A 24,553-nucleotide genomic window follows, 5' to 3' on the forward strand; every position below is an offset into this window, starting at 1 on the left:
TTTTCTAAAATTTCTCAGCTAAGCGATGAGATAACACTCACGCGAAACCTGACTGCATAATGCTTTATGCAGGGCCACAAATAAAACCCACCCATGATACCAGTCAAAACCTGCAAGTGGGTAAATTTGCGTAGCTAAAACCTCATTCTAAAGACCAAAAGGCAGAAAGCAAAAAACACGATTTTTCATCGTGTTTTTTATTAATTTGCTAACAAATTTTATTCATTGACCAACTATCATGACACTATACGCAAGCTAGTGGCTGCCTATCAATATCTGTTGCTCGGCATTGGTTTTGGTCAGCTCTAGATTTTGGATAAATCGCCCTTCTACATCGGTAATGGTAATTTTCCAATCATCTATCACAACGCTCTCGCCCTCTAAATCACCAACGAAGCCAAGTGCTTGCATGACCAAACCGCCCATCGTATCGACATCGGTATCGTCAAAACGACTACCTAGCTCATCATTACAGTCTTCAATTACTGTAGACGCTTGGACACGCCATGTATTTGGCTTTTCTGGATCAGGGACGATGTTATTGATATCGCTATCTTCATCAAAGTCATCGTGCTCATCGACGATGTCGCCAACGATTTCTTCCAACAAATCTTCCATGGTGACCACACCACCAAAGTTACCAAACTCATCAACGACAATCGCCATGTGTACTTGGGTACGCTGCAATGAGCGTAGCAAGGTATCAGAACGAGCCGTCTCACTGATATATAACGGCTGGCGCACCAAGTCTCTGAGACGCTTACTATCAATTTTGTCTTCTTGGTTGCGGACCATATGTACCAGAATCGGAATCAAGTCTTTTGCTAATAAGATACCGATGACGGCATCATCATCTTGACTGTCAAAAACAGGATAGCGCGAGTGAGTGGTCTCAAGAATAATATCCATCACTTCGGCAAGACTGGTGCTCTCGTGCAGACCAATTACTTGCGGACGCGGCGTCATGATTTCGCGGACTTGTGTCGCAGGCAAATCTAGCACGCCTTCTAACATATCGACCGTATCAGGCTCTAAAAACTGGCGCGAGTCTTGTACCAGACGAATCAATTCATCACGGGTTTCGGGGGCGGTCGATAGCCAGCGTTTTAAGCCGCGCATCGACCAACTACTCGGGCTGGGAGTGTCGTCAGACATGGTGGTGTGATTTAACCTCTTTAGTTAATAAAAATTAGAATAGTATTCAATAGAAAAACGAACAATACTCAATAAAAAAACAAGTAGAGCCTAGATGGGGATAAAAGTAGCAAATAAAACAGCTGGTTTGTTATTAATTACTGCATGAATAACAAATTTGCTAGTACAAATTAGCTTCACTTTATCGCAAGGCTCACCGACATTCAACGACAAATTCACTCAAATTGTATTGTCAGCGTGTTATAAACTTTGCTATGGTCAAAGCCTTTATTTATCAAAGCAAACCCTATGTCGCTACGTTCCGTTTTTTCTCGCTTACTCTCGTCGCGTTCACCCAGTCGACAGACAGACAGTCTTGGTTTAGAGAGTCTGAACTTAAAACGCAAAACATTAGAACGTAAACAGTCAAAGCCTACATGGCGCCAGCGTCTTGTGACTTTTTTAATTGCCGTTACGTTATTGTTATCAGCGCTATGGTTATTACTCGCGATTTGGTATCAATACGGCGTCAGCTCAGTATTGACGTGGCTTGCGACAATAGCGATTGTAGGTATATTAGCTGCGCTGCTAAGTACGCGTTATTGGGATGCCGTCACAAGAGTATTGCACAGCGACTCATTGTCTAATAAAAAAACAATTAGCAAAGGCACAGCAACCAAGCTACTTATCGGCATATATGGCGCTGTTTGGCTTGTGGGTCTAGGTTGGTTTTTTTCTATCGAACCTAAACAAGATCGAGAATGGATGGCTGAAGTCAGTCAGCGAGTCTCCTATGAGCGCGATGCGACTAACCCTGATTTGATTACCTTAACCAATGTTCGTAACTTTGATTGGCAAACTGAAGAAGACGCCACCGAGCACTGGGATACCCGTACAATTGATCTGTCTAAACTCTCTGGCGTCGATGTGACCAACTCTTATTGGATGGGGCCGCTAATCGCTCATACCTTAGTTAGCTTTCGATTTGAAGATGATAGACCACTTGCATTCTCATTTGAGATACGTAAAGAAGATGGCGAGTCTTTTTCAGCGCTTGCTGGGTTTTTTCGACGTTATGAGCTGAGCCTGATTGCTGCAGAAGAGCGCGACATCATCTATACCCGTAGCAATGCGCGCGGCGAGCAGGTTTATCTGTTTCCTATTAGCAATTTGCAACAGCATGAGGTGAGGTCGCTGTTTGAATCTTATCTGACTGCGGCTGATGATTTGAACGCTAAACCTGCTTGGTACAATACACTGATTAGCAACTGTACCAATATTATCTTTTATATGGCGCGTATCGTCAGTGGCGATCGTTTGCCATGGGATTATCGAATTTGGGTCTCTGGTTGGTTACCGAACTATCTATATGATGTGGGCATGTTGGATGCGGCTCCAGAAAAGGACAACCAGCCTTGGTCAATGAACACGTGGTATGAGCGTACCCATATCAACCCAAAAGCAAAAGGCTTTGATAATCAAGTCAACTCACAGTCTGATATCGATAGAGATAAAAACAGCCGTAAATTCTCACAGCAGATTCGTCAAGATATTCCGATACCAGCATTGGCTAACTCGCAAGCCAGTGCTGAAGCAAAGGCCAAATCTACTGCTCAGGCATCTAACTAACTGTAGACTAAGGGTTAACCCAGTTAACCACCCGCGTTTCCATCTCTTCATCAGACATACCGATTTCCGTGACACAGCGACCGGCGACGCCCACGTTGGCCGCTCGCATTTGTTGTTGTGTTACCACAGCATCCCCAGTCAATAATAAATGCCAACTTGGTAAGCCCTGCCCTTTATACAAACGCTTATAAGCGCAGTGCGATGGTAGCCACATCATCTTGGGTAAGTTGTCCATAGTCAGCTGAATACAGTCTGGTACGTGCTCCTGACGCGTTGCATAGTGACTGCAATATCCCGTCGCGCAGTCCATCAACTGGCAGGTGACATCGGTATATTCGACCAGCTCCTCATCCACATTGCCGCTTTCATCTTCATCGATGTATTTAATCAAGCAACAACTGCCGCAACCATCACACAGCGCTTCCCACTCGCTATGGTTTAATTCTGTTAACGCAAATCGCGACCAAAACTGCGGACGTAGTGGCTCAGACTCATACTTAGAGTCAGCATCAGCAGAATCGATATCGGTACTATCAGGGAATAAGCTCACCGATTGCGCAGGCTTGGCCGTCGCATCGAGATCTAAGTTCAAGTCAGATTGGTCATTATTTTTGTTTAACAAATTTATAGTCATAAAGTCGCAGTAGCATTTTGATAAAGAGCGTTACAGTATTATAGCTGTTTTTGCTAGACATGGGCGTTAAGGTAGTACGAGTTAGAAAAACGAACCATCACAATGACGAATAATTAAAACTCACAACATAAAAAAGGACAATAATATGTCAATTAAGACGTTTGAATTAATCAGTACTACCGAAAACGGTGTAGAACTTATCAGCTATGTAGCACTACCAGAAAACGCTTCAGATGAAAATCCAGCAGCAGGTATCTTGGTTGCACCAGAATGGTGGGGCGTGGTCGATCATCCAAAATCAGTGGTTGAGCGTTTGGCAGAAGCGGGCTATGCAGCAGTTGCTATGGACGTTTACGGTGAAGGCAAACTAACTACCGATGCGGCAATGGCAAATATGTGGATGGAGCAAGTACTGGCCGATCAAGACATGCTAATGGCACGCTGCCGCTTGATTTTGAATGATTTCAGCGATCAGTTATCAGTCGATGGTGACAACCTAGGCGCAATCGGTTACTGCTTCGGCGGTAAAGTCGTACTAGATATGGCTCGCGAAGGCATGCCGCTAAAAGCGGTTGCTACGTTCCATGGTAACCCAACGCCAAAACAGCCAGCAGACAAAAACTTTGCAGCAAAAGTGTTGGTCGCTCATGGCCGTGATGACTCAATGGTATCAATGGATGCTATCGAAGGTCTAAAATCAGAGCTAGACGCAGCCGATGTTGACTACACTATCGACGTTTATGACAACGCTAAGCATGGCTTTACCAATCCGCATGCTGATGAGCGCGCTGCTAAAAACGAAGTAGATCTTGGCTACAATGAAGCTGCTGCTAAACAAAGCTGGGAAAACATGCTTGAGTTTATGAAAGCCAATCTAGCATAAAAAATGATTTGGTATAAAGATCATCAAAAAGGGTAGCTTAATTATTAAGCTACCCTTTTATTTTGAGCGTCATTTTAGCATCTGTCTTTTAGTCCAGTAATCAGAGCAGTCTTGTACTTCCTATTAAATCACGTCATTATCACTTTACTATAAACTGGATTGAGTGACGAAGATGTTATATCTAATGGTGACCCAGTTGGGCTGGCTGGCTTTTACGATTTTATTGATCGTAGTGGTCGCGTTATATACTAGGATAGCTCGAAAAATCGAGCATCTACGCCGTGATGTAACGACGCTGCAAGCTGAGCTTGAGCAGCAAAGACAGCGTAGTATGACGCCTCCGTCGGCACCTTTAATCGATAAAAGCAATTACGCACGCAACACTGCTACTGACGATCACGACCTTAAAGGCAATGCTCCTAAAGACAGTGACGCTAAAGAAATAGCTTTTGATTCACAACACTCTTCTCCAGATAATCAGCTGCCTGTATCACCACCACCGCTTCCTACCGTTGCTTCAAACTCGACCATACATACAGCGTTAAATATATCTAATGATAAACCTATAAACAATAACGCCTCGATAAACACGCAAAACACAGCGCCTACCGCACCGATTGAGCCTGATGAACGCTCACTACTTATTGTGACCTCGCTGATTCATTCAATCAAAAACTGGTTTTTCGGTGGCAATTTAGTCGTGCGAGTCGGCGTATTGGTGCTATTGGTAGGTGTGGTGCTCCTGCTTCGCTTATTAAGCGAATATATCGAAATTTCGATTGCCACAAAGCTGCTAGTAGTTGGCGTTATAGGATTAGCATTGGCAGCGCTTGGGTTAAAGCTGACCGCAAAACGTTTCTCATATGGGATTACGCTACAAGGCGCAGGCTTAGCAATTGCCTATCTAAGTACTTTTTTTGCTTACAGCGTTTATGAAATTATTACTAGTATTCCAAGCTTTATCGGACTTGGGTTATTGTCTGCCATTACCATTGCTCTCGCCGTACGTCAAAACGCCTTCCCATTAGCATTACTGGCATTATCGGGTGGATTTTTTGCACCGATTTTGACCAGTGAAGATACTGGCAGCTTGGTTATCTTATTCAGCTATTATCTACTGCTAAACGTCACCATTGCTGTTATTGCTCATTATCGACCGTGGAAAATATTAAATCTATTCGGTGTGACTGTGACATTTGGCTTGGCATACTATTGGGGTATCAGCGAAAACCTGAGCGCCGTCATTGAAACGCAGCGCTGGTCATTGGTAGCGTTAGTAACCTTACACTGGCTGCTTTACTTGTTTGTCGTCATTCGTTATGCACAGCAAATCATCACCTATAATGCGCTAAACGAGAAAAACCTCAGTCATGCTGATAATACAAATGACACAAAACACTTGGACAAAGACCATGTAGGCAGCTCCTATGTATTCCCTATTGATACGGGCTTACTATTTTCAGTACCGCTACTGGCTTTTGGTTTATTTTCTGCCTTACTAAATGATATCTCTAACGCCCTTACGATTACCAGTGCCATTTTGGCTATGGTTTATCTTGGGATGGGCTGGTTGTTCATCCAGCGCAGTAGACGCTATGCTTTAATCACCGAAGGGATGCTGGCATTAGGATTAGGATTTTTTGCGCTCGTTATTCCGCTGGCGCTAGATGCTGAATGGATTGCTTTTGGTTGGTCTGTACAAGGGTTGGCGCTAGTATGGTTTGGACGACGCTCGCTGCGATCGTGGTCTGTATTATTCGGCTTACTATTACAGCTCGTCAGCATTGGTATGCTAGTGACAACAGCGATATTCTCTAGCAAAGACTATCCTGTTTTAGCCTTTAGTATTTCAGCGCTCGGTTATCTAGCGACCGTCTTTATATTACGTGCTAGCAATTCCCCTGCTGTGCTGCTTAATAGCTTAGATAGTAGTAACAACCTTAATAGCCTTAACAATAAAGGCACTACAACATCCTCAGTCATACAATCACTGGACGACACATCAGATGTATTGACCGGCTATGCGCGTGCGCTGGGTGTCAGTACGCAAGCTGCGCAGCAATGGCTGACCTCCATCGATAGTCAGAGCCGCGTATTCAAATTCGTTTGGCATAGCCCTAGATTCATCAAATTTTTGACATTGACCGCGATGGCTTGGATGCTACAAGTACTAATGCTTGATTTGCATCATTGGTTTGATATCTGGCAATCAAGCACGACCGTAATTGCACTAGCAGCACTCATCAGCTTGATCGCTTATTCGATCATCAATCGTTATCGTCCATGGGCAGAAATTAGACAGCTTAGTCATGGATTATTAACTCTGTTCTACTTCATGCTAATACTGCAACTACCACAAAAGTTTGAGCGAAATTTAACATGGGCAACAGCGGAATGGTTGGTGTTCCTAGGCTTAATAGTCGGCTGGCTGGTCATGGGTCAGCTATGGCTAAAAACATGGTCTGATACATTGTCTGATAATAAGAATACCTCACGTTATACTGCTGCAAGCTGGCTAGGTACGGGTATCTTACTTATTGCTGCCGCGGCGCATTATGGCCTACCAGACTCTGGTGGCGTAATGGCTTTCTTGTTTCCAGCAGTACTCATATTAATTGGGTTATGGTTCAATCATCGTTATCTCAGTCAAAATACAGAGAACACATCAACTAATAAAGTTTCGAAACACGGTCTACTGTATTGGTTTGATTGGCAACAGGCACTATTAGGATGCGCTGCCATTTTTGCTCCCATTGCTTTACTGTGGGTTGTGCTTACCAATTGGTCTTATGACGGTGTGATTTGGGGACTGTCTTATGTTCCATTATTCAACCTATATGACATCACATCGTGGCTGACGTTATCGGTTGGTTTTAGTCTGTATTACATCAGCCAACGCCGCCACAATGAAACCATTATCGAGCCGAGTGCAGCTGCCAAATCTAAGCGCGTATTCACCGCTGAGAACTTGCTAATTATATTGGGACTGATCAGTTTTTGGTTGATCTCCAGCATGCTGGTCAGAACGCTACACGCCTTTATTGGTACGCCACTTTGGAATGACTATCAAGGCGGCGCATGGCAGAGCGAGCAAGTACAAACAGGAATGACAATTTTATGGACGCTCTTGGCATTGGTCGCCACCATCATGGCGAGTCGCTATTGGCAGCGCGCGCTTTGGTTTATGGGTATTGGATTATTAGGAGTCGTCGTACTTAAGCTTGTCTTGGTAGATTTGTCACAGACTGAGGCAATTTGGCGAGTCATATCCTTCCTTGGCGCAGGCAGTTTAATACTATTAATTGGTTACCTTGCCCCATTACCACCCGCGCATGAGGAAACAGAAAACCAAAATCAGGCGTAATGACAAAGCTGGTTGGGTGAAATTGTGCCGTGAGCAAGGTGGTTCTGTAGTAAACTGGACACCATTAGAAAGTAAACGTTGATTGTTTTACTTTTAGCATTTTTTATAAAAGGTTATGAAAACAGATGGATAAGAGAGCAAGTATTCAGTGGTTCCCTGGGCATATGAACAAAGCCCGTAACGAAATCAAAGAAGTCATGCCGCAGATGGATTTGGTCATCGAGGTCATCGATGCGCGTATTCCATATAGTAGTGAAAACCCAATGGTCGCAGCACTACGCGGTGAAAAGCCTGTTATCAAAATCCTGAACAAAGCTGACCTTGCCGATCCTGAGTTGACGCAAGCTTGGATGGATTATCTCGAGCAGCAAGATGGGGTCAAAGCCATTGCTTGCGATACTGAAAAAGCCAATGATGTAAAACGCATCATCGCCATCTGTAAGCATCTCGTACCCAATAAAGTCGGGACTGGTCGTCAAATCAAAGCGATGATTATGGGTATTCCAAACGTTGGCAAATCAACGCTGATCAATACGCTAGCAGGACGCGCTGTGGCAAAGACAGGCGACGAGCCAGCCGTGACCAAGTCGCAGCAGCTGATTAAGCTCGACGATGACATCATGCTCTATGACACGCCTGGTATGCTATGGCCGAAAGTTGAAAACGAAAACTCAGGTTATCGTTTAGCAGCGACAGGCGGTATCCGTGATACGGCTTTTGACTTCGCTGATGTAGCCAGCTATACCGCTGAATACCTAATGCAAGCCTATCCTGAGCTGCTAAAAACCCGCTATAAAATTGAAGAGCTGCCAAAGACTGATTGGGAGTTTTTTGAAGTGGCTGGACGTAATCGCGGCTGTGTACGCGCGGGCAACCAAGTCGATACTTATCGTATGTCTGAGATTCTCATTAACGAATTGCGTAGCGCGAAGATTGGTCGCATCACGCTAGAAACACCAGCAATGACTGAAGCTGAAGAAATCGTCGTCGCAGAACAGCGCATCGCTGCTGAAGAGAAGAAAAAGGCGAAAGAGGAAGAAAAGCGCTTGCGTCGTTTGAAAACACGGAAGAATAGGAAGTAGGTTTAATAAACGTAAGACCAATCATGTAGAAGTGAAAATTTTCCCGTCAGGCAAAGAAACCAACCCTAGCAAATAATAAAACACCAACCCATGTTTCTTTGCCAATGGTGCAATTACTCTAGCAGCTTCTTGCATATTACTATCTGGCAGCGGCAGAGAGACAGCAAAGGTATCCTGTAGCTGTACATGAGCGACCGTTGCTCCAAATGCTAATGAGAGCTCGAATGATAAATCACCTTCATGGGCAAATTGCTGTAGCTCAGTGGCGAATTTTAATATGTTTTCACTATGAGCGCTGACCTCTACCTCTAGCAGCTGCGGTAGTAATACACCTGCACTATCGTAAGAGATAGGCAGATACTCATCGCCATCACCCAAACTCGCATCCCAAACATAAAACAAAGCATATTCAGTCATAATCAGCTACTCTAATGGCTCTACGGTAGATAAAATCTCTAAAAGCCTATCCCAACGCTCATTCATTCTATTCTTAGCATACTCGTTTGGTGAGTTATCTATCAGATCACGATACTGTATAACCAAATTATCGAAGTCCTCTCGACCTGCAAGTTTGGCTAAAATAAGGTGTTTATCCACACACTCACCATAGCTGTGCCCTCTTGCAATCCTGTTGTGCAGTAACAAAAAAAGTTGATTATAGCTGTCTATTTTATCTACTTCATCCAGTTTACTGGCAAACTCAGTATTGATAAACTCAGGAATCTGTTTTTGCTTATCTGCAAAGTTTCTATCGCATACATTAATGCAATGTAGCTTTAAATAAGGAAACTGCTGTCTAAGCTCAGTTGGCGGCGATACTTTGTCATAAATCTCTTCAAACGCTGATGATACAAAATAAGCATGAATTTTTAATCTAAAATAGCCGTTCTTACCTTCCGCTCCTCCGGTTAGACGCACATGACCATAAGGCATGGCTTTAGTACAACCATCGACTTTAAGAGAGTCATTAACGTTAGCGCTTGATATTTGGCTGGTTTGATAACCATAGCGTTCTAAGCAATCATGCATGAATGGGTGCAGTATTTTTTCAAAATCTTCTCTATCTCTGGGAACGTCTGCCTCTGGCTTATAGATGTCGGCAGACTGTTTTACAAGCGCCCGCTTTTCTTTTAGCAGTGTCATCCCTCGTGCGATGTTAGGCGGATAGATCGTACCATCTGGATAGGCGACCATACCCCGCGTGTCATAAAACACTAGCCCTAATTCTTCACATAAAGGGGCGATAACATCTAGCGCTTCACCGTGCATTGCTTCAGGTGTGGGTATGGCGACGCAAGCGGTCTTAGGATGTGTTTTCATCTCTAAATTTGTATTTACGTAGGCTTCATAAAAGACTTCTGAATAATCCGAGGTTCTGGCTTCGTCCACGAGACGATCTGCCAGCTCAATGATATTTGGGCTGATAGTATCCACTGGCTGCTGGCGCAAAGCTTCAAAGTCGTGCGTTGCTTGTTCCCATGAGCTGTCTTTACTTGGTATACAAGTAACTTGCTGGATATCCCAGACAAAAAAGGTTTGTGCTGACAAGATACTATCTCCTAAACTATTAATGGAAACACTGGTTCTACTTATTATCAAACCGAAAGTGCAAAACACATAATAACTAACTAATACTCTTCTTTAAAAATAACAAACCATTGCATAGCGAGTCAGCCCACCCCATAAATTAGTTAACCTTTTATGGTCTAATATTTTTTATTAATTGACAAGGATTATTCTTGCCTACTTTATTCTCTCAATCACCTACTGCTCTTAACTCCTTCGCCCCACGCCTACTCGATTGGTTTGCCGAAAATGGTCGCCATGATCTGCCTTGGCAACAGCACCAAACTGATACGCCAAATCCTTATATCGTATGGTTATCAGAAGTCATGCTTCAGCAAACGCAAGTGACCACTGTACTGCCCTACTTTGCGCGTTTTATGGATACCTTTCCGACTGTACAAGATTTGGCTGCAGTAGAATGGGATTTGGTTGCTGAGCACTGGGCAGGTCTTGGCTACTATGCGCGCGCACGTAATTTGCATAAAGGTGCTAAGCAGTTGGTAGAGGTCATCGCCGAAACGGGCGAGTTTCCGCAGACGCTAGCAGGATGGGAAGCGATTTCGGGCGTTGGACCATCGACTGCTGGCGCGATTATGTCGATGGGATTACATCATTATGGCGTCATCTGTGATGGTAATGTCAAACGAGTGCTGACACGTTGGGCCGCTATCGACGGCGATATCACTAAATCTGCTACCACCAAAGATTTATGGGCATTGGCAGAACGACTGACACCGACAGAGAACTCAGGACTATTTGCGCAAGCCATGATGGATATGGGTGCGACATTATGTACCCGTAGCAAGCCTGCGTGTCTATTGTGTCCATTGAAAGAAGACTGCCTAGCCCATGCGCAAGGGCGCGAGACTGATTATCCCGTCAAAGCAAAAAAACAGCCAAAGCCAAGTAAGTTTAGCGATGCGTTGCTGATAGAAAGCGTAGACGGTGAGATACTATGGCTACAACGCCCTAACAACGGCATCTGGGGTGGATTATGGAGTTTGCCATTACAGTTCGTGGAAAAAGTTGACGGTAAAACTAATAACAAGGCTACCGTTAAAAAGACACTAGCTAACGATGACAAACTATCGAATATGCCAAATGACGTACGTAGTAATGAAAAAGTATACGAAGCAGAATTTACCACTGCTGAGCAAATCATTAATGAGTGGCTCATAAAAAATGAACTGGTGGCAAAATCAGTTAGCAATACCTTGCTCGATGATGCTCCTATCAAGCATTCGCTGACGCACTTTCACTGGTATTTGACCCCGCGTAAATTGACGATTGACGCGACGCAGGTAACTGAGCTAAATCAAAAATTAGCAGCGGCTGAAATTGAATTTAAGTGGCTAACCGAACAAAAAGCGCAAGACAGCCTAGGACTGCCTCGCGCGATGGTTAAAATCTTAGAATAAAAATTGGAATAAAAAAAGCGACTCACTATTAATAATGAGTCGCTTTTTTATGATGATAATATAAAGATAACTAAGCCTACAGTACTCTAAGACTTTGGCACACGTAAACGCATGAGTCCTTCTTGTTGCACGGTAGCGACCAGTTTGCCATCTTGCCAAAACTGACCATGATTCAAGCCTTTCGCATTAGACGTGGTATCGCTCCACATGTCGTACAGCATCCATTTATTCAAATCAAAATCACGATGGAAATGCATTGAGTGATCGATACTAGCAGCTTGTAGACCACTGGTCATAAAACTCACACCATGTGACATTAGCCCTGTGCCAACCAAATAAAAGTCCGACGAGAATGCCAAGAGTGCTTGCTGAATAGCCACTGGCTGATTGCCCAATTCACGAATACGTAGCCAGTTTGCTTGCTTGGGTTTCATAGGTTCTGGGCTAATCGGATTACGCGGCTTAACTGGCTTAATCTCGACATGACGGCGGCGCATAAATCTTGCTTTTAGCGCTTCTGGCACTTTTCCGACATTTTCTTCTTTTAGATCTTGCTCTGTCAGCAAGTCTTCTGGCGGTGGATAGACAGGCATATCTTCTTGATACTCAAGCCCATCTTCCATCGGTGAAAACGAGGCAATCATTGAAAATATTACTTGTTCAACAGGTGGCTTACCGCGTACTTCTTTGTACTGAATAGCCGTGACTTCACGTGCAGACAAGCTACGACCATCACGCAATCGACGGACTTGGTATATCACCGGTTGGTTGATATCGCCACCACGCAAAAAATATCCATGCAGTGAGTGACAAGGTTTGTCTTTATCTAATGTATGCGCCGCTGCCATAATCGCTTGAGCGAGCACTTGCCCACCAAATATACGACTGCCCACATAGTCATGGCTTTTACCCTCAAACACATCAGGGGTAACTTCAATAAGCGCGATAGTAGCTAGCAGCTCATCAATCAGTTGTAGATTATCGGACATGACGATATGTTTCCTTATTTTTATCAAAAACGCTCAGCATCTGATGATATTGATGCCATATAGCCATCATATTTGAATGTAAAATAATGCGAGATCACTTGTTAAAATCTGTCGAAGGAGACCTTAAAATAAACATACAGACATCGTTAGCGATGTTATCACCGAATATTTATTTTCTATAGAAAAGGTAAACATCTTACCCAATATTGGTGGCTTTGACTAGTTACTGTCGGCTTACTCATAAGTATTGCTTATCTGTTTTTGCCAAACAAATCGCAACTAAGGAGCAAAACAAGTAATCTCAACCATAAAAAAACGAGATGTATAATAACACCTCGTTTTTGACAAATACGCCGATGTTTATGGCTTAACTGCTACGAGTACGCGAATAGAATCCGGTACTAATGACAGGTTACCAAGTGCTTGCTCACCTTGAGCTTTAAGCTGCTCTAAACGCTCAATCTCTTCAGGACGTACGTTTGGATTGATCGTCTGTAGATGTTTTAGACGCTTGATTTCACGTGACCACTGCTGGCTAAAGCGGCTACTTGCTTGCTCACCAATTTCAGCGATCTGCTGACGAGCAATGTCTTCAGCTTCGTAATAACGCTGCTCAATCACATCGCCGCGTACTTTAATGACTTGGCGGGCACGGTTTTTATCCAATCGCTCAACGTGCGGCATAATCATCTCAGCACTGATACGAGCCGATAAGTCACTGCCCTGCTCACTGATAAAGACACGGATATTTTGTGTGGACAAAGTCGCTGGCAGATTAAGCACTTTTGGCGCAATCGCTTCAACACGGAAATTCACCTCTAGCAGTACCATACCTTGCGGAACAGCGGCACTTTTTAGCATAGCAACTGTCGTGTTACCGAAGGTGCTAGTGCTCGCTAGCTCATAAATCGCACGCATCAATGGATGCTCGTGAGTGATAAATTCGATATCTTCACGTTGAAGCGCTTGCTCACGCTCAAAGGTCAGGGTCATACCGTCTTCATCACCAAGTGGCAAACCATCAATATAGTCACTGATCTCGGTGCTATCGATAGGTGCGATCACCCACGAGCCATCACGCTGGATATTATGATCGATATTAGCAGACGCAAAGAAACGCTCAATGAAATGCGGTAGCAAATTATTACCATCGAAGTCACGCATAGCATCGGCGATACGACCTGCGACACGCGGACGGCATGAGTTGTACTCTAACAGGCGATCACGACCAGCTTGTAGCTGTGCTTCTAGTCCCAAACGTGTCTGTAGCGCCTCGTCAATGATGTCTTGCAAGATGACATTGTTTTCAGCGGTATCAGCACCCTCAAGCATTGGTTTTAGCTCTTGGATATATTGCTCTTGTACACTTTGGGCAGTTGGCGATATCTGATTGAACATGTTCAGCGCATCGTTATACCACTGATACAGACGCTCTTGCGCTGTACCCTGTACGTAAGGCACATGTAGCATGATTTGCTGTGTCTGACCGATACGATCTAGACGGCCGATACGCTGCTCTAAGGTATCTGGATTAGCAGGCAAATCCCATAGTATTAACTGGCTTGCAAACTGGAAGTTACGACCTTCTGAACCAATTTCTGAGCATAGTAGTATCTGCGCACCTTCACTATCTGCAAAGAATGCGGCCGCTTGGTCACGCTCAAGCAAAGTCATCTGCTCAGTAAAGATAGCTGTTTTGATACCTGCATGCAGACGCAGTACCGCTTCTAAACTCTCTACCGTCGCGCCACTACGAGCAATTAATAGCACTTTTTGATGCTTAAGCTCACCGCGTAAGATATCAATCAACCAAGAAACACGTGGATCATTTTCTAGCCAGCCACCATCTGGTTGGTTTTCTTCGCCCCATAGCTGCTCACGCAACTTACCATTGGTTTGATAGCTGTCTTTCCATGCTTCAGGTAATGGCAGTGGATATGGTTGGCTACTACGCCCGTAGAAACCTTTGACACTCTCACGCGTATTACGGAACAAAATACGACCTGTACCATGACGATCTAATAGCTCGTTTAGCGCATGTGTACGCAGCTTTTCATCTTCATTGATTGAGGACAACTCTTCAATACTAATATCTAATAAGCTACTTAAGGCAGCGATTTGGCCTTCATTCAATGGCTTTTCTTCTATTAAGACACCAGCAACTGCTGCTGTCTCTGCAAAAGCTTCTTGACCATCGATAAACTCATCTAAATCATCAAAACGATCTGGATCAAGCAGACGCAAACGGGCAAAGTGACTTTGCGCACCAAGCTGCTCTGGCGTTGCTGTCAATAGCATCACGCCTGGCGTTTCTTCAGCGAAATCTGCAATCAAGTCATACTTATCATTGCCGCCCTGTGCTTCATCCCAATGCAGATGATGCGCCTCATCAACGACCAATAGATCAAACCCTGCATCCATCGCTTGATCATATAAATCTGGGTGATCGAGTAACAGATCCATACCACCAATAATACATTGCTCAGTGGCAAAAACGTTTTGTTCAGGATCGTGTTCTTTAATAGCCGCAGTACGCACTAGATCAAACAAGGCAAAGTTTAGATTAAAGCGACGACGCAGCTCAATCATCCATTGATACTGCAAGCTATCGGGCACTAAAATCAACACACGCTCAGCTTTACCCGTTAGCAATTGCTGATGAATAATCATGCCCGCTTCGATAGTCTTACCAAGGCCAACTTCATCAGCCAGTAGTACACGCGGTGCGATACGCTTGCCAACTTCATGTGCGATATATAGCTGATGCTCGATGATATCGACACGTGCACCCATTAGGCCTTTTAGTGGATGGCCTGCCAACGCTGACTGCATGCGCAAGATATCTTGACGCAGCTCATACCAATCACCACGTTCAATGCGGCCAGCAAGCAAACGCTCAAGTGGCTTAGCCAACGTGATATTGGCAGCAAGGCGGGTTTCCATGATGCCGCGCTCGTGCTCATCGACGCCATATTTCAGTACGCCCATTACTTCATCAACGGCATTGACCGTATAGCTTTTGCCATCTTGATCGTAGATACTATCGCCCACCTTAAACACCACGCGCGATAATGGCGCAGAGTTTTTTGCGTAGACGCGTGTCTCTTCACTTTGCGGAAATAAAATATGCACACATCGGTCGTCAACATCGATGACCACACCTAAGCCAAGCTCAGACTCCGTATCAGATAAATAACGTTGACCAACGGCGAATTCAGTACTGTGCAATGAAGCAATAGAGATAGTCATAAGGCGATGTCTTTTGTACTCAGATAATGAAATTTAGATAGCAATGGTAGATTGTGATAGCGGTAAGATTACAAAGAACATAAATCGTCAATAGACGCAAAATAAATGTCGTAATCTTAGTAGAGCCAGCAGCTCAGTCACACCATTATATAACGTTAGCGGGTAGATGAGTGCGTTAAGTTGAATTTTCAAGAGCAGATTTATACAAGATGACGCGAATGCTAAGCATAAGTTGGTCATATAAAACAATAAGATAACGACTCGCAAGTATAGAAAAAACATTTACATCAGAAAATTGTTTCTATACTGTTACTTTATGAAAATAGATGTGTTTTTCGTTACGTCAATTGTTCATGTTTATAACTAAAAAATAGTATTTAGCACTTTCCTTCTACTTATCGACCGCTATCAATGTTCACAGGTAGATGGATTTACTACTTGTTATAGGGACTTAGTTTGTAGATAAACATATGGGTTGCGCCCTTCCTTAGAAGTAACGGCTTCACATCGTTATGCCATTTGTTCAGACATCTAGAAATCAAGTTATTCAGTATTAATAATCGCAGCTCTTTTTATACTAAAAATACTGCTAATCGTATTTTTTGTACTTTATACAATTCAAGGATGAATACATTTATGAGTGCCTCCAAAAAAGTTGGCTTATTTAACCAAGTCAGTACCCAAGTTACCATTATTTTGTTTCTTGCTTTTGCCGTTGTTGTTGCCGTTGTGGTTTACATTGTCGAAAAAGAAGGCTATGAAAAAATCAGACTTGAGTCAGGAAAATTAGTGGCTCAACGAGGGAATACCGCCGTCAACAGCATCTCGGCAGATGTCAATCGCGTCATGCGTAGCGCGTTGCAACTACAGCAAAGCGCTCAAACACTGCCAATCGAAGAAAATATTTTGCAGACTAGCACGGCTAACGCTTTTGATAAGCGGGATTATAGCTTATTAGGTAGTGGTGGTATTTGGCCTGATAATGGTGCGCTCGGAGACAGTACGGCGACCCATCCCTTTTTGATGGTGCGCCAAGATGGCGATTACCGAGCAATATTAACGGATCCAAACCCTGCTAACCCTTATTACAATGAAAACTGGTTTAACAAAGTAAAAGTACTCAGACCTAATGGCTGTATATGGGCTGACGTAAGCCCCACTCAAACCAAAGGTGAATTGGCAATGAGCTGCGGTGTCGCTATTGAACGTGACAATCAGTTTTGGGGTGCAAGTACCGTTAACTTTACGCTCAACCAGCTACAAGAAAACATCGTTAAGCTGAGTGAAAGCTCTGGCTCAGGTTATATTTTATTGATTGATAACAGTAATAAGGTTATCGCCTCATCTAACCCTGAACGCTTAAAATATATTGACGAAGAAACTGGTGTCCCACTGGATATCAAACAAGTCATTGATTCAGACCCTGCGTGGCAACCTATCTTAGATTTTTTAGATGCTCAGCATAGCGAGATTATCAAACAAATTGCCGCAAAAATGCCTCCTGAAATACAACAAGTCATTGCAACACTTGATAAAAATGAAGCTACTGCTGTTAGTAGTTCTGAGCTTATCAACTACGCCGCTTATTTGAATGCTAATGAAAGCAATACAAGCACGATGGACAGTCGCTTGCTACAAAGCTTCGATCTAACCAATGACAGCTACTACAATGGTAGTCAGGCATATGTTTTCCAGATTCCTGAGACCTACTGGAAACTAATCGTAGTTCAACCAGATGCTGCCGTTAATGCTATCGCAGATAACTTAAGCAAAAACCTGATCAACTTAATCATGCTAGCGCTATTTATAACCGCTGCACTGATCTATTTCATGCTGACATTCTTAGCTTTCAAACCATTGAAAAAGACCACAGACAAAATCACTCTCGCAGAAAAGCTAATCGATGATAAGCAATATAACAAGCTTAGTGACGTTAAATTTGCAGGCGGACGTAATGAAATTGGCCTAGTAAACCACTCTATCAGTGAGCTACTCCATCGTATCCAATCTAATGAAGGTAAGCTTGCCAATATCAATCAACAGCTAGAGGTTAAAGTCGAAGAACGCACCGCTGAACTGCAAGACACATTAAAAGAGCTGAAAAATTCTCAGCTACAGCTGATCCGTTCTGAAAAAATGGCCACACTTGGTCAGATGGTTGCAGGCGTTGCTCATGAAGTAAATACACCTTTATCTTATGTACAAAACAACCTCGAAATCATCGGTCAATTGACTGAGCAATACGAAGAGCTGATTGAGTTGGTACAAGGGTTAAAAGGCGTTCAATCTGAAGCAGCTGCTGCTGATGACAAAATAGATAAACTGTTAGCAGATATTGTCCGTGCTTCGGATGAAATCGAAGAAGATGATTTATCGTCTGAGCTAAAAGAGCTGATTAAAGACTCTTTGTTTGGGGTGGAACAAATTACCGAGATGGTACTTAACTTACGTAACTTTGCACGCCTTGATGAGTCAAAAGTGAAAACCATTGATGTACGCGAATGTATAGAATCTTCTCTCAAAATTGCTGGGAACTCTATCAGACATCAAGATATTGTCACCAATTTTGGCCCAACACCTGAAATCAAATGCTCACCATCGCAAATCAATCAGGTATTAGTCAACCTATTAAACAATGCTTCGCAAGCAATGGAAGGCAACCCTGATGACAAGATTGAGGTGCGTACCTACGCTGATGAAACCAACGTCTACATTGAAGTAACTGATAATGGTAAAGGCATGAGCCAAGCAGTATTGGATCAGATATTTGAGCCCTTCTTTACTACAAAAGCGGCAGGTGAAGGCACTGGCCTCGGCATGGCAATCAGTCAGCAAATCATGGAACAACACAATGGTACGATTACCGCTACATCTACTGAAGGTGTTGGCACGGTGTTTACTTTAACCCTACCCATCAACAATAATTTAACGGAACAAAGTATGTCGGCATAAGCAACACGCTTATTATATTGTCGGCGCAGCTCAGTTGTGCGCTGTGCTGACAACAGACATAACACTTACAATCTAGCCTCTATTATTCATCGTAAGGATACGATCATGAATGAAGTTAAAGACAACATACAACCCTCTGCTCTAAGTACTGGACCTAAACCGAAAATTGCGTTTATTGACGATGAACAACGCATTTTACGTTCTATGAAACTCCTCTTTCGTAAAACTCATGATGTTTTTATCACGACCGATCCCACTGAGTATATCGACTATATTAAAAACAACCATGTATACGTAGCAGTCAGTGACCAACGCATGCCTGAGCGTGTCGGTGTCGATATCTTACGTGAAGTAAAAGACATATCACCGTCTACCATGCGTATTTTATTAACAGGCTATGCCGATTTGAATGCCATTATTGGTTCTATCAACGATGGAGAGATTTATCGTTATTTGACTAAGCCCTGCAAGTCTGAAGAACTCATCGCTGTGGTTGGGCGTGCCACTGAAATCGCGTTGACCTATAATCCAGATGAAGATGCCGATCAGATTGATAGCTCAGACAATAAGCAAACCTTGTTGGTTATCGATGAAACAAATGAGCTAATCGAACAAATTCGCAAGCAGTTCTCCAATAACTATAAGGTACTGCATGCTGAAGGCTTAGAAGAGGCTTATGACTATCTGGCAAACTACGACATTGGTGTATGTATTACTGACATCAATGTTAGTGGCGAAAACATCGCACCAATAATCTTCACTTTAAAGCAAGATGCACCGCATTTGGTCGTTTTGGTGCAAACTGAGTTTCAAGATGCAGGTTTGTTGATTGATTTAATTAACAAGGGTCAGGTCTATCGATGCTTGCCGAAGCCGATGCGCGCGAGCTTGCTAGAGATTAGTGTTAATCGTGCTTTTCAACATCATACTAAACTCAAAGCGAGTCCTGACTTAGTAAAACGTTATGAAGTCGAACACGACCCTGACAATGATGTGCGTATTGATTTGAGTAATCGCGTACGCAGTTTCATTGGCAAATTGCGCAAGCGTTTTTCTTTTTAGTATCTGTTATTAGCAATGTTTGCAAAGTTAGCTTGATAGCGCTTGTAATGCAAGCTGTATCAACGAAAAAACTCATTATCTAACTATAAGACCTCTACTTCGATATTGAAATAGAGGTCTTTTTTTTGTTTAAAATAACATCCATTTTATAGATACTGCTTTCACGCCAAAAATAGAGTGAAAATTCCTTTTTACTGCTTGCTTCTTTTTGACTAAAAATATCAACGTGCTACATTAAGCCGATAAGGATTCATGCGATAGCCGTTTATTCGCTAATTATCTATAAGACAACAATAAATAAGGACTAGCCATGCAAGCCGTTTTTTTAGATAAAGGTACTTTTTCTGAGGGTATTGATTTGCCTGCGCCAATGGGTGTGAGCGATTACATCACTTATAACGACACGCCAAAAGACACGGCTGTTATCATTGAGCGTTGCAAAGATGCTGACATTATTATCACCAATAAAGTGCAAATCGGTGCAGAAGTAATAGAGCAACTACCAAAACTTAAGCTTATTCAACTGACTGCTACTGGCATGAATAACGTTGATCAAGCCGCTTGCGATAAGCACGGTGTTGCGCTGTTCAATGTCGCTGGTTATGCGGTCAAAAGTGTGCCTGAGCATACCTTTATGCTGATGCTAACCGCCATGCGTGCTGGTATTCATTATCATCAGAAAGTCGCTGATGGTACATGGCTAGCAAATGGCAATTTTTGCCTGCTGGATATTCCGCTGATTGATTTGGAAGATAAGACGTTAGGTATTATCGGTATTGGCACCATCGGCAAGCGCGTAACCGAAATCGCTCGTGCCTTTGGTATGACCGTACTGTGGGCGGAGCATCAAGGACGTGAACCGCGCAGCGACGACTATACCGCGTTTGATGAAGTATTAGCGCGTGCGGATGTGATCAGTCTACACTGTCCATTGAATGAACAAACTGAGCATCTTATTAATAAAGATACTCTGGCAAAAATGGTTAAACAGCCGCTCATCGTCAACGTCGCACGTGGCGGCATCGTTGATAGCCAGGCATTAACTGACGCGGTTAATAATGAGCAAATCATCGGCTATGCTAGCGATGTGTTTGAACAAGAACCGATCGCTGATGATGACCCACTGCTCAGTATCAGTGACCATCCGCGTGTTATCTTTAGTCCGCACAATGCATGGGGCAGCAAAAGCGCCCAAGAGACCTTGTGGCAGATGTTAAGCAAGCAAGTCGCTGATTTCATCACTAACCATCATCAATAATTACCAAGATACTAACGACTAAATCGTAACCAATCGTCTTTTATCTTGCGATACTTAAGCATGATTCGATCGCTTAGATAGTTATTGGTCACGAACCAAGGATAGCGATCGCCTTGCTTAGGTAGCTCGTCTTTGCCGCGTCTGACATAACCAGACGATAGCGAACCCATCACGGTATCTGCTTGAGCACAGGCTGTCATATCGGCAGTCTGTGCTTGTGGTAATGCGACTTGATAGCGATTTTTGTGCATATACCCCAGCAGCCTCACTACATACTGACAGGCCAAATCGATTTTTAGTGTCCACGAGGCATTGGTATAGCCAAACAGTGCCGCCAGATTAGGCACGCCTTCTATCATGACTGCCTTATAAGTCATACGCGTGCCAATATCGACAGCTTGACCGTCGATATATACCGCTGCCCCGCCCAACATCTGTAGCTTTAAGCCAGTCGCGGTAACGATGATATCAGCGTCGAGATGCTGACCAGATTGCAGCATAATCCCTGTTTCAGTAAAGTGGCTGATTTGATCGGTCACTACTGTTGCGCGTTTGTCCTGCAGGGCTTTGAATAAATCACCGTCAGGTACCGCACATACTCGTTGATCCCATGGATTATAGTCAGGCATAAAATGCTTGCTATCAACGCCGCTACCTTTTAACTCTTTTTTCACCCCATTTTTTAAGACTGCTTTCATCACCTTGGGTGCGTGAGTCGCAACTTTGTACAGGCCTTGCTGTCTCAACACATTGCGCGCGCGCAGTACCGTATAAGCTTGCTCTTTTGATAATGGTGAAAACTTGCCAGATAGCCAGTCAATAGCATGGTCATCACCCGGCACGCTTGCCACATAGGTCGGCGTACGCTGCAGCATCGTGACATGACGCGCACACTGATTACTGTCTTTATCTACTAGCGCAGGTAGCAACGTCATCGCTGTGGCACCACTACCAATAACGACGACTTTTTTATCATTATAGTCTAGATTATTCCAGTGCTGCGGATGAACGATTTGACCGTGGAAATCCTCCTCTCCATCAAAATGAGGGCGATAGCCTTGCTCATAATCATAATAACCAGTGGCCCCTACGATAAAGTTGGCAGTCTTAACAAACATCTCACCGCTTGCATGGTTTTTAATAGTTGCTGACCACTGTTGATCCTCACTAGACCATGATATCTGCTGAACTTCATGCTGATAGTGGATATGTTCGGTCACCCCAAACTCGCGTGCCGTATCAGCGATATAGCGTTTGATATCATCGCCTGCTGCAAGCATTCTATAATCAAGCCACGGCTTAAAGTTATAACCAAAGGTCAAGGCGTCAGAGTCAGAGCGAATCCCCGGATAGGTAAATAAATCCCATGTACCACCCAAATCAGCACGCTTTTCTAAGATAGCAAAGCGCTGTGGAAGTTTTTGCTTATTAGTCGGTTTTGCCTGCTTTTGCTTTTTGGGAGCTTTATGTCCGAATAAACCTTTATGCTGCTGTTGCTGTAAACGGCAAGCCATACCAATACCTGCAATACCCGCACCGATAATCAATACTTCATAGTCGGCTACCTTATCCGTCTTTGAACTTCTACCTTTAAAACGGTTTTTGATAGCCTGTTTGGTAGTGGTGATATCAAGCATACTTTCATCCTTGTATTTGCATGACTGGCATTTTGTAGCTGGCTTTAGAGCCGTTATTTATCGCATCTATTAACAGCACGCGGCAAAATCTAATTCTTAAAATGGGCAGGGACTTTCCCAGTCCATCCAAGCACCCAGTACCGGATGCTTTAAACGTAATTGCTGTGCATGTAAGTTCAATCTTGGGGCTATCTCTAGTGCGGCACCTTCAGCATAAATCGGATCGCCAATCATCACATGATCGACATGGACCATATGTACGCGTAGCTGATGGCTGCGGCCCGTGACTGGCTTTAGCATAACCCGAGTGACTGCCTCGCCATTACAGGTTTCATGAGCCACAACTTCGTATAGCGTTAGCGCATGCTTTGACCAGTCGTGATCGACGATATGGCGCGGTTTGGTACTTGGCTCATAACGCACTGGCACGGATATCTCACCAGTTGCTCCGACCTGCTTCCACTCACCAAAGACACGCGCTTGGTATTTCTTTTGCGGTAGACGCTCAATGAATTGCTTACTGATATTGGTTTGCGCTGCTGCATTTTTTGCAAAAATAATCAGTCCCGACGTGTCCATATCTAAGCGGTGAATCAATTTTACGGCTGGATTGGCACGCTCAAGACGAGCAAGCAGACTGACTTTGAGTGTTTTACCATCGACGCTTAATAGGCCTGCAGGTTTATCAACTACCCAAATATCATCGTCTTCGTAAACCGTAATGTCTTGCGCAAAATTTTTAAAAAATTCAAGCGGATAAGCGCTTTCTTGGGCATTGAGTGCATTAACTTCTTCATCGGTAAAAGGCATAAATTTAACTACTTATGTAAATTGGTTTTAAGATAAGGATTTTTGATGGTTAATCTTTTGGACATGATAGCTATATTTGGCACGATAGCCATTTTAAGAACAATGGTTATTTGGATAAAAGGGCAAAAATTTGGCTGATTTTTAACGTTATTAATACCGCTAGCTGCCAATCACTAGCTACTAATCAATAACTACTATATAAACGAGGTAAACATAAAACTTCTATCGCACTGAGATACATACTTTGATAAGGATAATCGTATTAAATAACAGATTAGACACTCTTGTGCTGCACCGTTTCGATTTATTGTGCTAATACTAGTTGTTAAACAATTTAACCAGCCTGTATCTGTCAAATTAGGGCAAACATGTTAATATAATGGCACATTTTCACCCCTTCTAAACAATTCTTTGACCACCAACTGATTTATTATTAAACCAATATATAGGTTGATGAGTGGTGATAGAAGTAATAAAACAAGAGAGATAAAATTATGTCAGACCTTATTGTACATACTACCGACACAGACTTTGATCAAGACGTTCTACAATCAGACGTACCTGTATTAGTAGACTTCTGGGCGCCATGGTGTGGTCCTTGTAAAGCCATCGCTCCTATTTTAGAAGATCTAGCGACTGAGTACCAAGGTAAAGTTAAAATCGTGAAAGTAGACGTAGACAACAACCCTCAAGCGGCTAGCCGTTTCGGTATTCGTAATATCCCAACGCTATTTGTATTCAAAGATGGCGAAAAAGTTGATTCAGTAATGGGCCTACAGCCAAAAGCTGAATTGGCTAAAGTACTAGACAAGCATTTATAAGTTAAATTTGCTCGCTCTAGGTTACCTTGAGCGGGTAAAATAGAATAACTGAGAAAGCCATTATC

General features: G+C 43.4%; 17 protein-coding genes. 9 read left to right on the plus strand and 8 right to left on the minus strand.

Annotated features, from left to right (window positions below; genetic code table 11):
* Positions 1-255 precede the first annotated feature (255 nt).
* The gene (locus tag V6252_RS09965; protein WP_057761902.1) at positions 256-1,155 is read right to left on the minus strand and encodes a CBS domain-containing protein; all 900 of its coding nucleotides are present in this window, start codon (positions 1,153-1,155) and stop codon (positions 256-258) included.
* Positions 1,156-1,443: 288 nt separating this feature from the next.
* Between V6252_RS09965 and V6252_RS09970 the strand changes: the two genes are divergently transcribed.
* A complete protein-coding gene (locus tag V6252_RS09970; protein ID WP_341610292.1) occupies positions 1,444-2,763 on the plus strand; it encodes a DUF4105 domain-containing protein in 1,320 nt (439 codons plus the stop codon).
* A 7-nt stretch (positions 2,764-2,770) separates the two neighbouring features.
* On the opposite strand, the gene V6252_RS09975 is transcribed toward V6252_RS09970, so the two are convergent.
* Positions 2,771-3,286, minus strand: a complete 516-nt coding sequence (locus V6252_RS09975) for a YcgN family cysteine cluster protein (RefSeq protein ID WP_341610399.1) — start codon at positions 3,284-3,286, stop codon at positions 2,771-2,773.
* Positions 3,287-3,542: 256 nt separating this feature from the next.
* On the opposite strand from V6252_RS09975, the gene V6252_RS09980 reads away from it, so the two are divergent.
* The 3 genes from V6252_RS09980 (at position 3,543) to ylqF (ending at position 8,726) form a co-directional block, all read left to right on the plus strand.
* Complete coding sequence (locus tag V6252_RS09980) at positions 3,543-4,280, plus strand: dienelactone hydrolase family protein (RefSeq protein ID WP_102092069.1); 738 nt, start codon at positions 3,543-3,545, stop codon at positions 4,278-4,280.
* A gap of 172 nt (positions 4,281-4,452) precedes the next feature.
* Positions 4,453-7,644 (plus strand): DUF2339 domain-containing protein, encoded by a 3,192-nt coding sequence (locus tag V6252_RS09985; RefSeq protein WP_341610293.1) that lies wholly within the window; start codon positions 4,453-4,455, stop codon positions 7,642-7,644.
* A gap of 125 nt (positions 7,645-7,769) precedes the next feature.
* Positions 7,770-8,726, plus strand: coding sequence for a ribosome biogenesis GTPase YlqF (gene ylqF, locus V6252_RS09990; protein WP_296210189.1), 957 nt, complete (start codon positions 7,770-7,772; stop codon positions 8,724-8,726).
* A 21-nt stretch (positions 8,727-8,747) separates the two neighbouring features.
* On the opposite strand, the gene V6252_RS09995 is transcribed toward ylqF, so the two are convergent.
* Together V6252_RS09995 and V6252_RS10000 are read right to left on the minus strand one after the other, a co-directional pair.
* Positions 8,748-9,143: a hypothetical protein gene (locus tag V6252_RS09995; protein ID WP_201607897.1), complete on the minus strand. Its 396-nt coding sequence runs from the start codon at positions 9,141-9,143 to the stop codon at positions 8,748-8,750.
* Positions 9,144-9,149: 6 nt separating this feature from the next.
* Positions 9,150-10,274 (minus strand): hypothetical protein, encoded by a 1,125-nt coding sequence (locus V6252_RS10000; protein WP_341610294.1) that lies wholly within the window; start codon positions 10,272-10,274, stop codon positions 9,150-9,152.
* Positions 10,275-10,465: 191 nt separating this feature from the next.
* Here V6252_RS10000 and mutY point away from each other — a divergent pair, with 191 nt between their 5' ends.
* Positions 10,466-11,710 (plus strand): A/G-specific adenine glycosylase, encoded by a 1,245-nt coding sequence (mutY, locus tag V6252_RS10005; RefSeq protein WP_341610295.1) that lies wholly within the window; start codon positions 10,466-10,468, stop codon positions 11,708-11,710.
* An 86-nt stretch (positions 11,711-11,796) separates the two neighbouring features.
* Here the strand turns inward: mutY and V6252_RS10010 are convergent, their stop codons facing one another.
* Positions 11,797-12,699: an acyl-CoA thioesterase gene (locus V6252_RS10010; protein ID WP_057761915.1), complete on the minus strand. Its 903-nt coding sequence runs from the start codon at positions 12,697-12,699 to the stop codon at positions 11,797-11,799.
* A gap of 360 nt (positions 12,700-13,059) precedes the next feature.
* On the minus strand, positions 13,060-15,948 hold the full coding sequence (gene rapA, locus V6252_RS10015; RefSeq protein ID WP_341610296.1) for an RNA polymerase-associated protein RapA: 2,889 nt from the start codon (positions 15,946-15,948) through the stop codon (positions 13,060-13,062).
* Positions 15,949-16,584: 636 nt separating this feature from the next.
* Between rapA and V6252_RS10020 the strand changes: the two genes are divergently transcribed.
* From V6252_RS10020 to V6252_RS10030, 3 genes are all read left to right on the plus strand, one after another.
* On the plus strand, positions 16,585-18,900 hold the full coding sequence (locus V6252_RS10020) for a sensor histidine kinase (RefSeq protein WP_341610297.1): 2,316 nt from the start codon (positions 16,585-16,587) through the stop codon (positions 18,898-18,900).
* A 105-nt stretch (positions 18,901-19,005) separates the two neighbouring features.
* A complete protein-coding gene (locus V6252_RS10025) occupies positions 19,006-19,962 on the plus strand; it encodes a response regulator (RefSeq protein ID WP_341610299.1) in 957 nt (318 codons plus the stop codon).
* A gap of 310 nt (positions 19,963-20,272) precedes the next feature.
* Positions 20,273-21,220 (plus strand): D-2-hydroxyacid dehydrogenase, encoded by a 948-nt coding sequence (locus V6252_RS10030; protein WP_341610300.1) that lies wholly within the window; start codon positions 20,273-20,275, stop codon positions 21,218-21,220.
* Between the two features lie 11 nt (positions 21,221-21,231).
* Here the strand turns inward: V6252_RS10030 and V6252_RS10035 are convergent, their stop codons facing one another.
* Together V6252_RS10035 and V6252_RS10040 are read right to left on the minus strand one after the other, a co-directional pair.
* Positions 21,232-22,734, minus strand: coding sequence for a flavin-containing monooxygenase (locus V6252_RS10035; protein ID WP_425355877.1), 1,503 nt, complete (start codon positions 22,732-22,734; stop codon positions 21,232-21,234).
* 219 nt (positions 22,735-22,953) lie between these two features.
* Positions 22,954-23,667, minus strand: a complete 714-nt coding sequence (locus V6252_RS10040; protein WP_341610302.1) for an RluA family pseudouridine synthase — start codon at positions 23,665-23,667, stop codon at positions 22,954-22,956.
* Positions 23,668-24,161: 494 nt separating this feature from the next.
* Here V6252_RS10040 and trxA point away from each other — a divergent pair, with 494 nt between their 5' ends.
* A complete protein-coding gene (gene trxA, locus V6252_RS10045) occupies positions 24,162-24,488 on the plus strand; it encodes a thioredoxin (protein ID WP_057761928.1) in 327 nt (108 codons plus the stop codon).
* Positions 24,489-24,553 lie beyond the last annotated feature (65 nt).

It is taken from the genome of Psychrobacter proteolyticus, assembly GCF_038155145.1.
Lineage (GTDB): Bacteria > Pseudomonadota > Gammaproteobacteria > Pseudomonadales > Moraxellaceae > Psychrobacter > Psychrobacter proteolyticus_B.

Excerpts from the sequence above, each read along its gene's own strand:
- V6252_RS10035 (WP_425355877.1), bottom strand. The coding sequence starts at position 22,734 with ATGGCTTGCCGTTTACAGCAACAGCAGCATAAAGGTTTATTCGGACAT.
- ylqF (WP_296210189.1), top strand. The coding sequence starts at position 7,770 with ATGGATAAGAGAGCAAGTATTCAGTGGTTCCCTGGGCATATGAACAAA.
- V6252_RS10010 (WP_057761915.1), bottom strand. The coding sequence starts at position 12,699 with ATGTCCGATAATCTACAACTGATTGATGAGCTGCTAGCTACTATCGCG.
- V6252_RS09965 (WP_057761902.1), bottom strand. The coding sequence starts at position 1,155 with ATGTCTGACGACACTCCCAGCCCGAGTAGTTGGTCGATGCGCGGCTTA.
- V6252_RS10025 (WP_341610299.1), top strand. The coding sequence starts at position 19,006 with ATGAATGAAGTTAAAGACAACATACAACCCTCTGCTCTAAGTACTGGA.
- V6252_RS09970 (WP_341610292.1), top strand. The coding sequence starts at position 1,444 with ATGTCGCTACGTTCCGTTTTTTCTCGCTTACTCTCGTCGCGTTCACCC.
- trxA (WP_057761928.1), top strand. The coding sequence starts at position 24,162 with ATGTCAGACCTTATTGTACATACTACCGACACAGACTTTGATCAAGAC.
- V6252_RS09980 (WP_102092069.1), top strand. The coding sequence starts at position 3,543 with ATGTCAATTAAGACGTTTGAATTAATCAGTACTACCGAAAACGGTGTA.
- V6252_RS10020 (WP_341610297.1), top strand. The coding sequence starts at position 16,585 with ATGAGTGCCTCCAAAAAAGTTGGCTTATTTAACCAAGTCAGTACCCAA.
- rapA (WP_341610296.1), bottom strand. The coding sequence starts at position 15,948 with ATGACTATCTCTATTGCTTCATTGCACAGTACTGAATTCGCCGTTGGT.
- V6252_RS10030 (WP_341610300.1), top strand. The coding sequence starts at position 20,273 with ATGCAAGCCGTTTTTTTAGATAAAGGTACTTTTTCTGAGGGTATTGAT.
- V6252_RS10040 (WP_341610302.1), bottom strand. The coding sequence starts at position 23,667 with ATGCCTTTTACCGATGAAGAAGTTAATGCACTCAATGCCCAAGAAAGC.
- V6252_RS09985 (WP_341610293.1), top strand. The coding sequence starts at position 4,453 with ATGTTATATCTAATGGTGACCCAGTTGGGCTGGCTGGCTTTTACGATT.
- V6252_RS09995 (WP_201607897.1), bottom strand. The coding sequence starts at position 9,143 with ATGACTGAATATGCTTTGTTTTATGTTTGGGATGCGAGTTTGGGTGAT.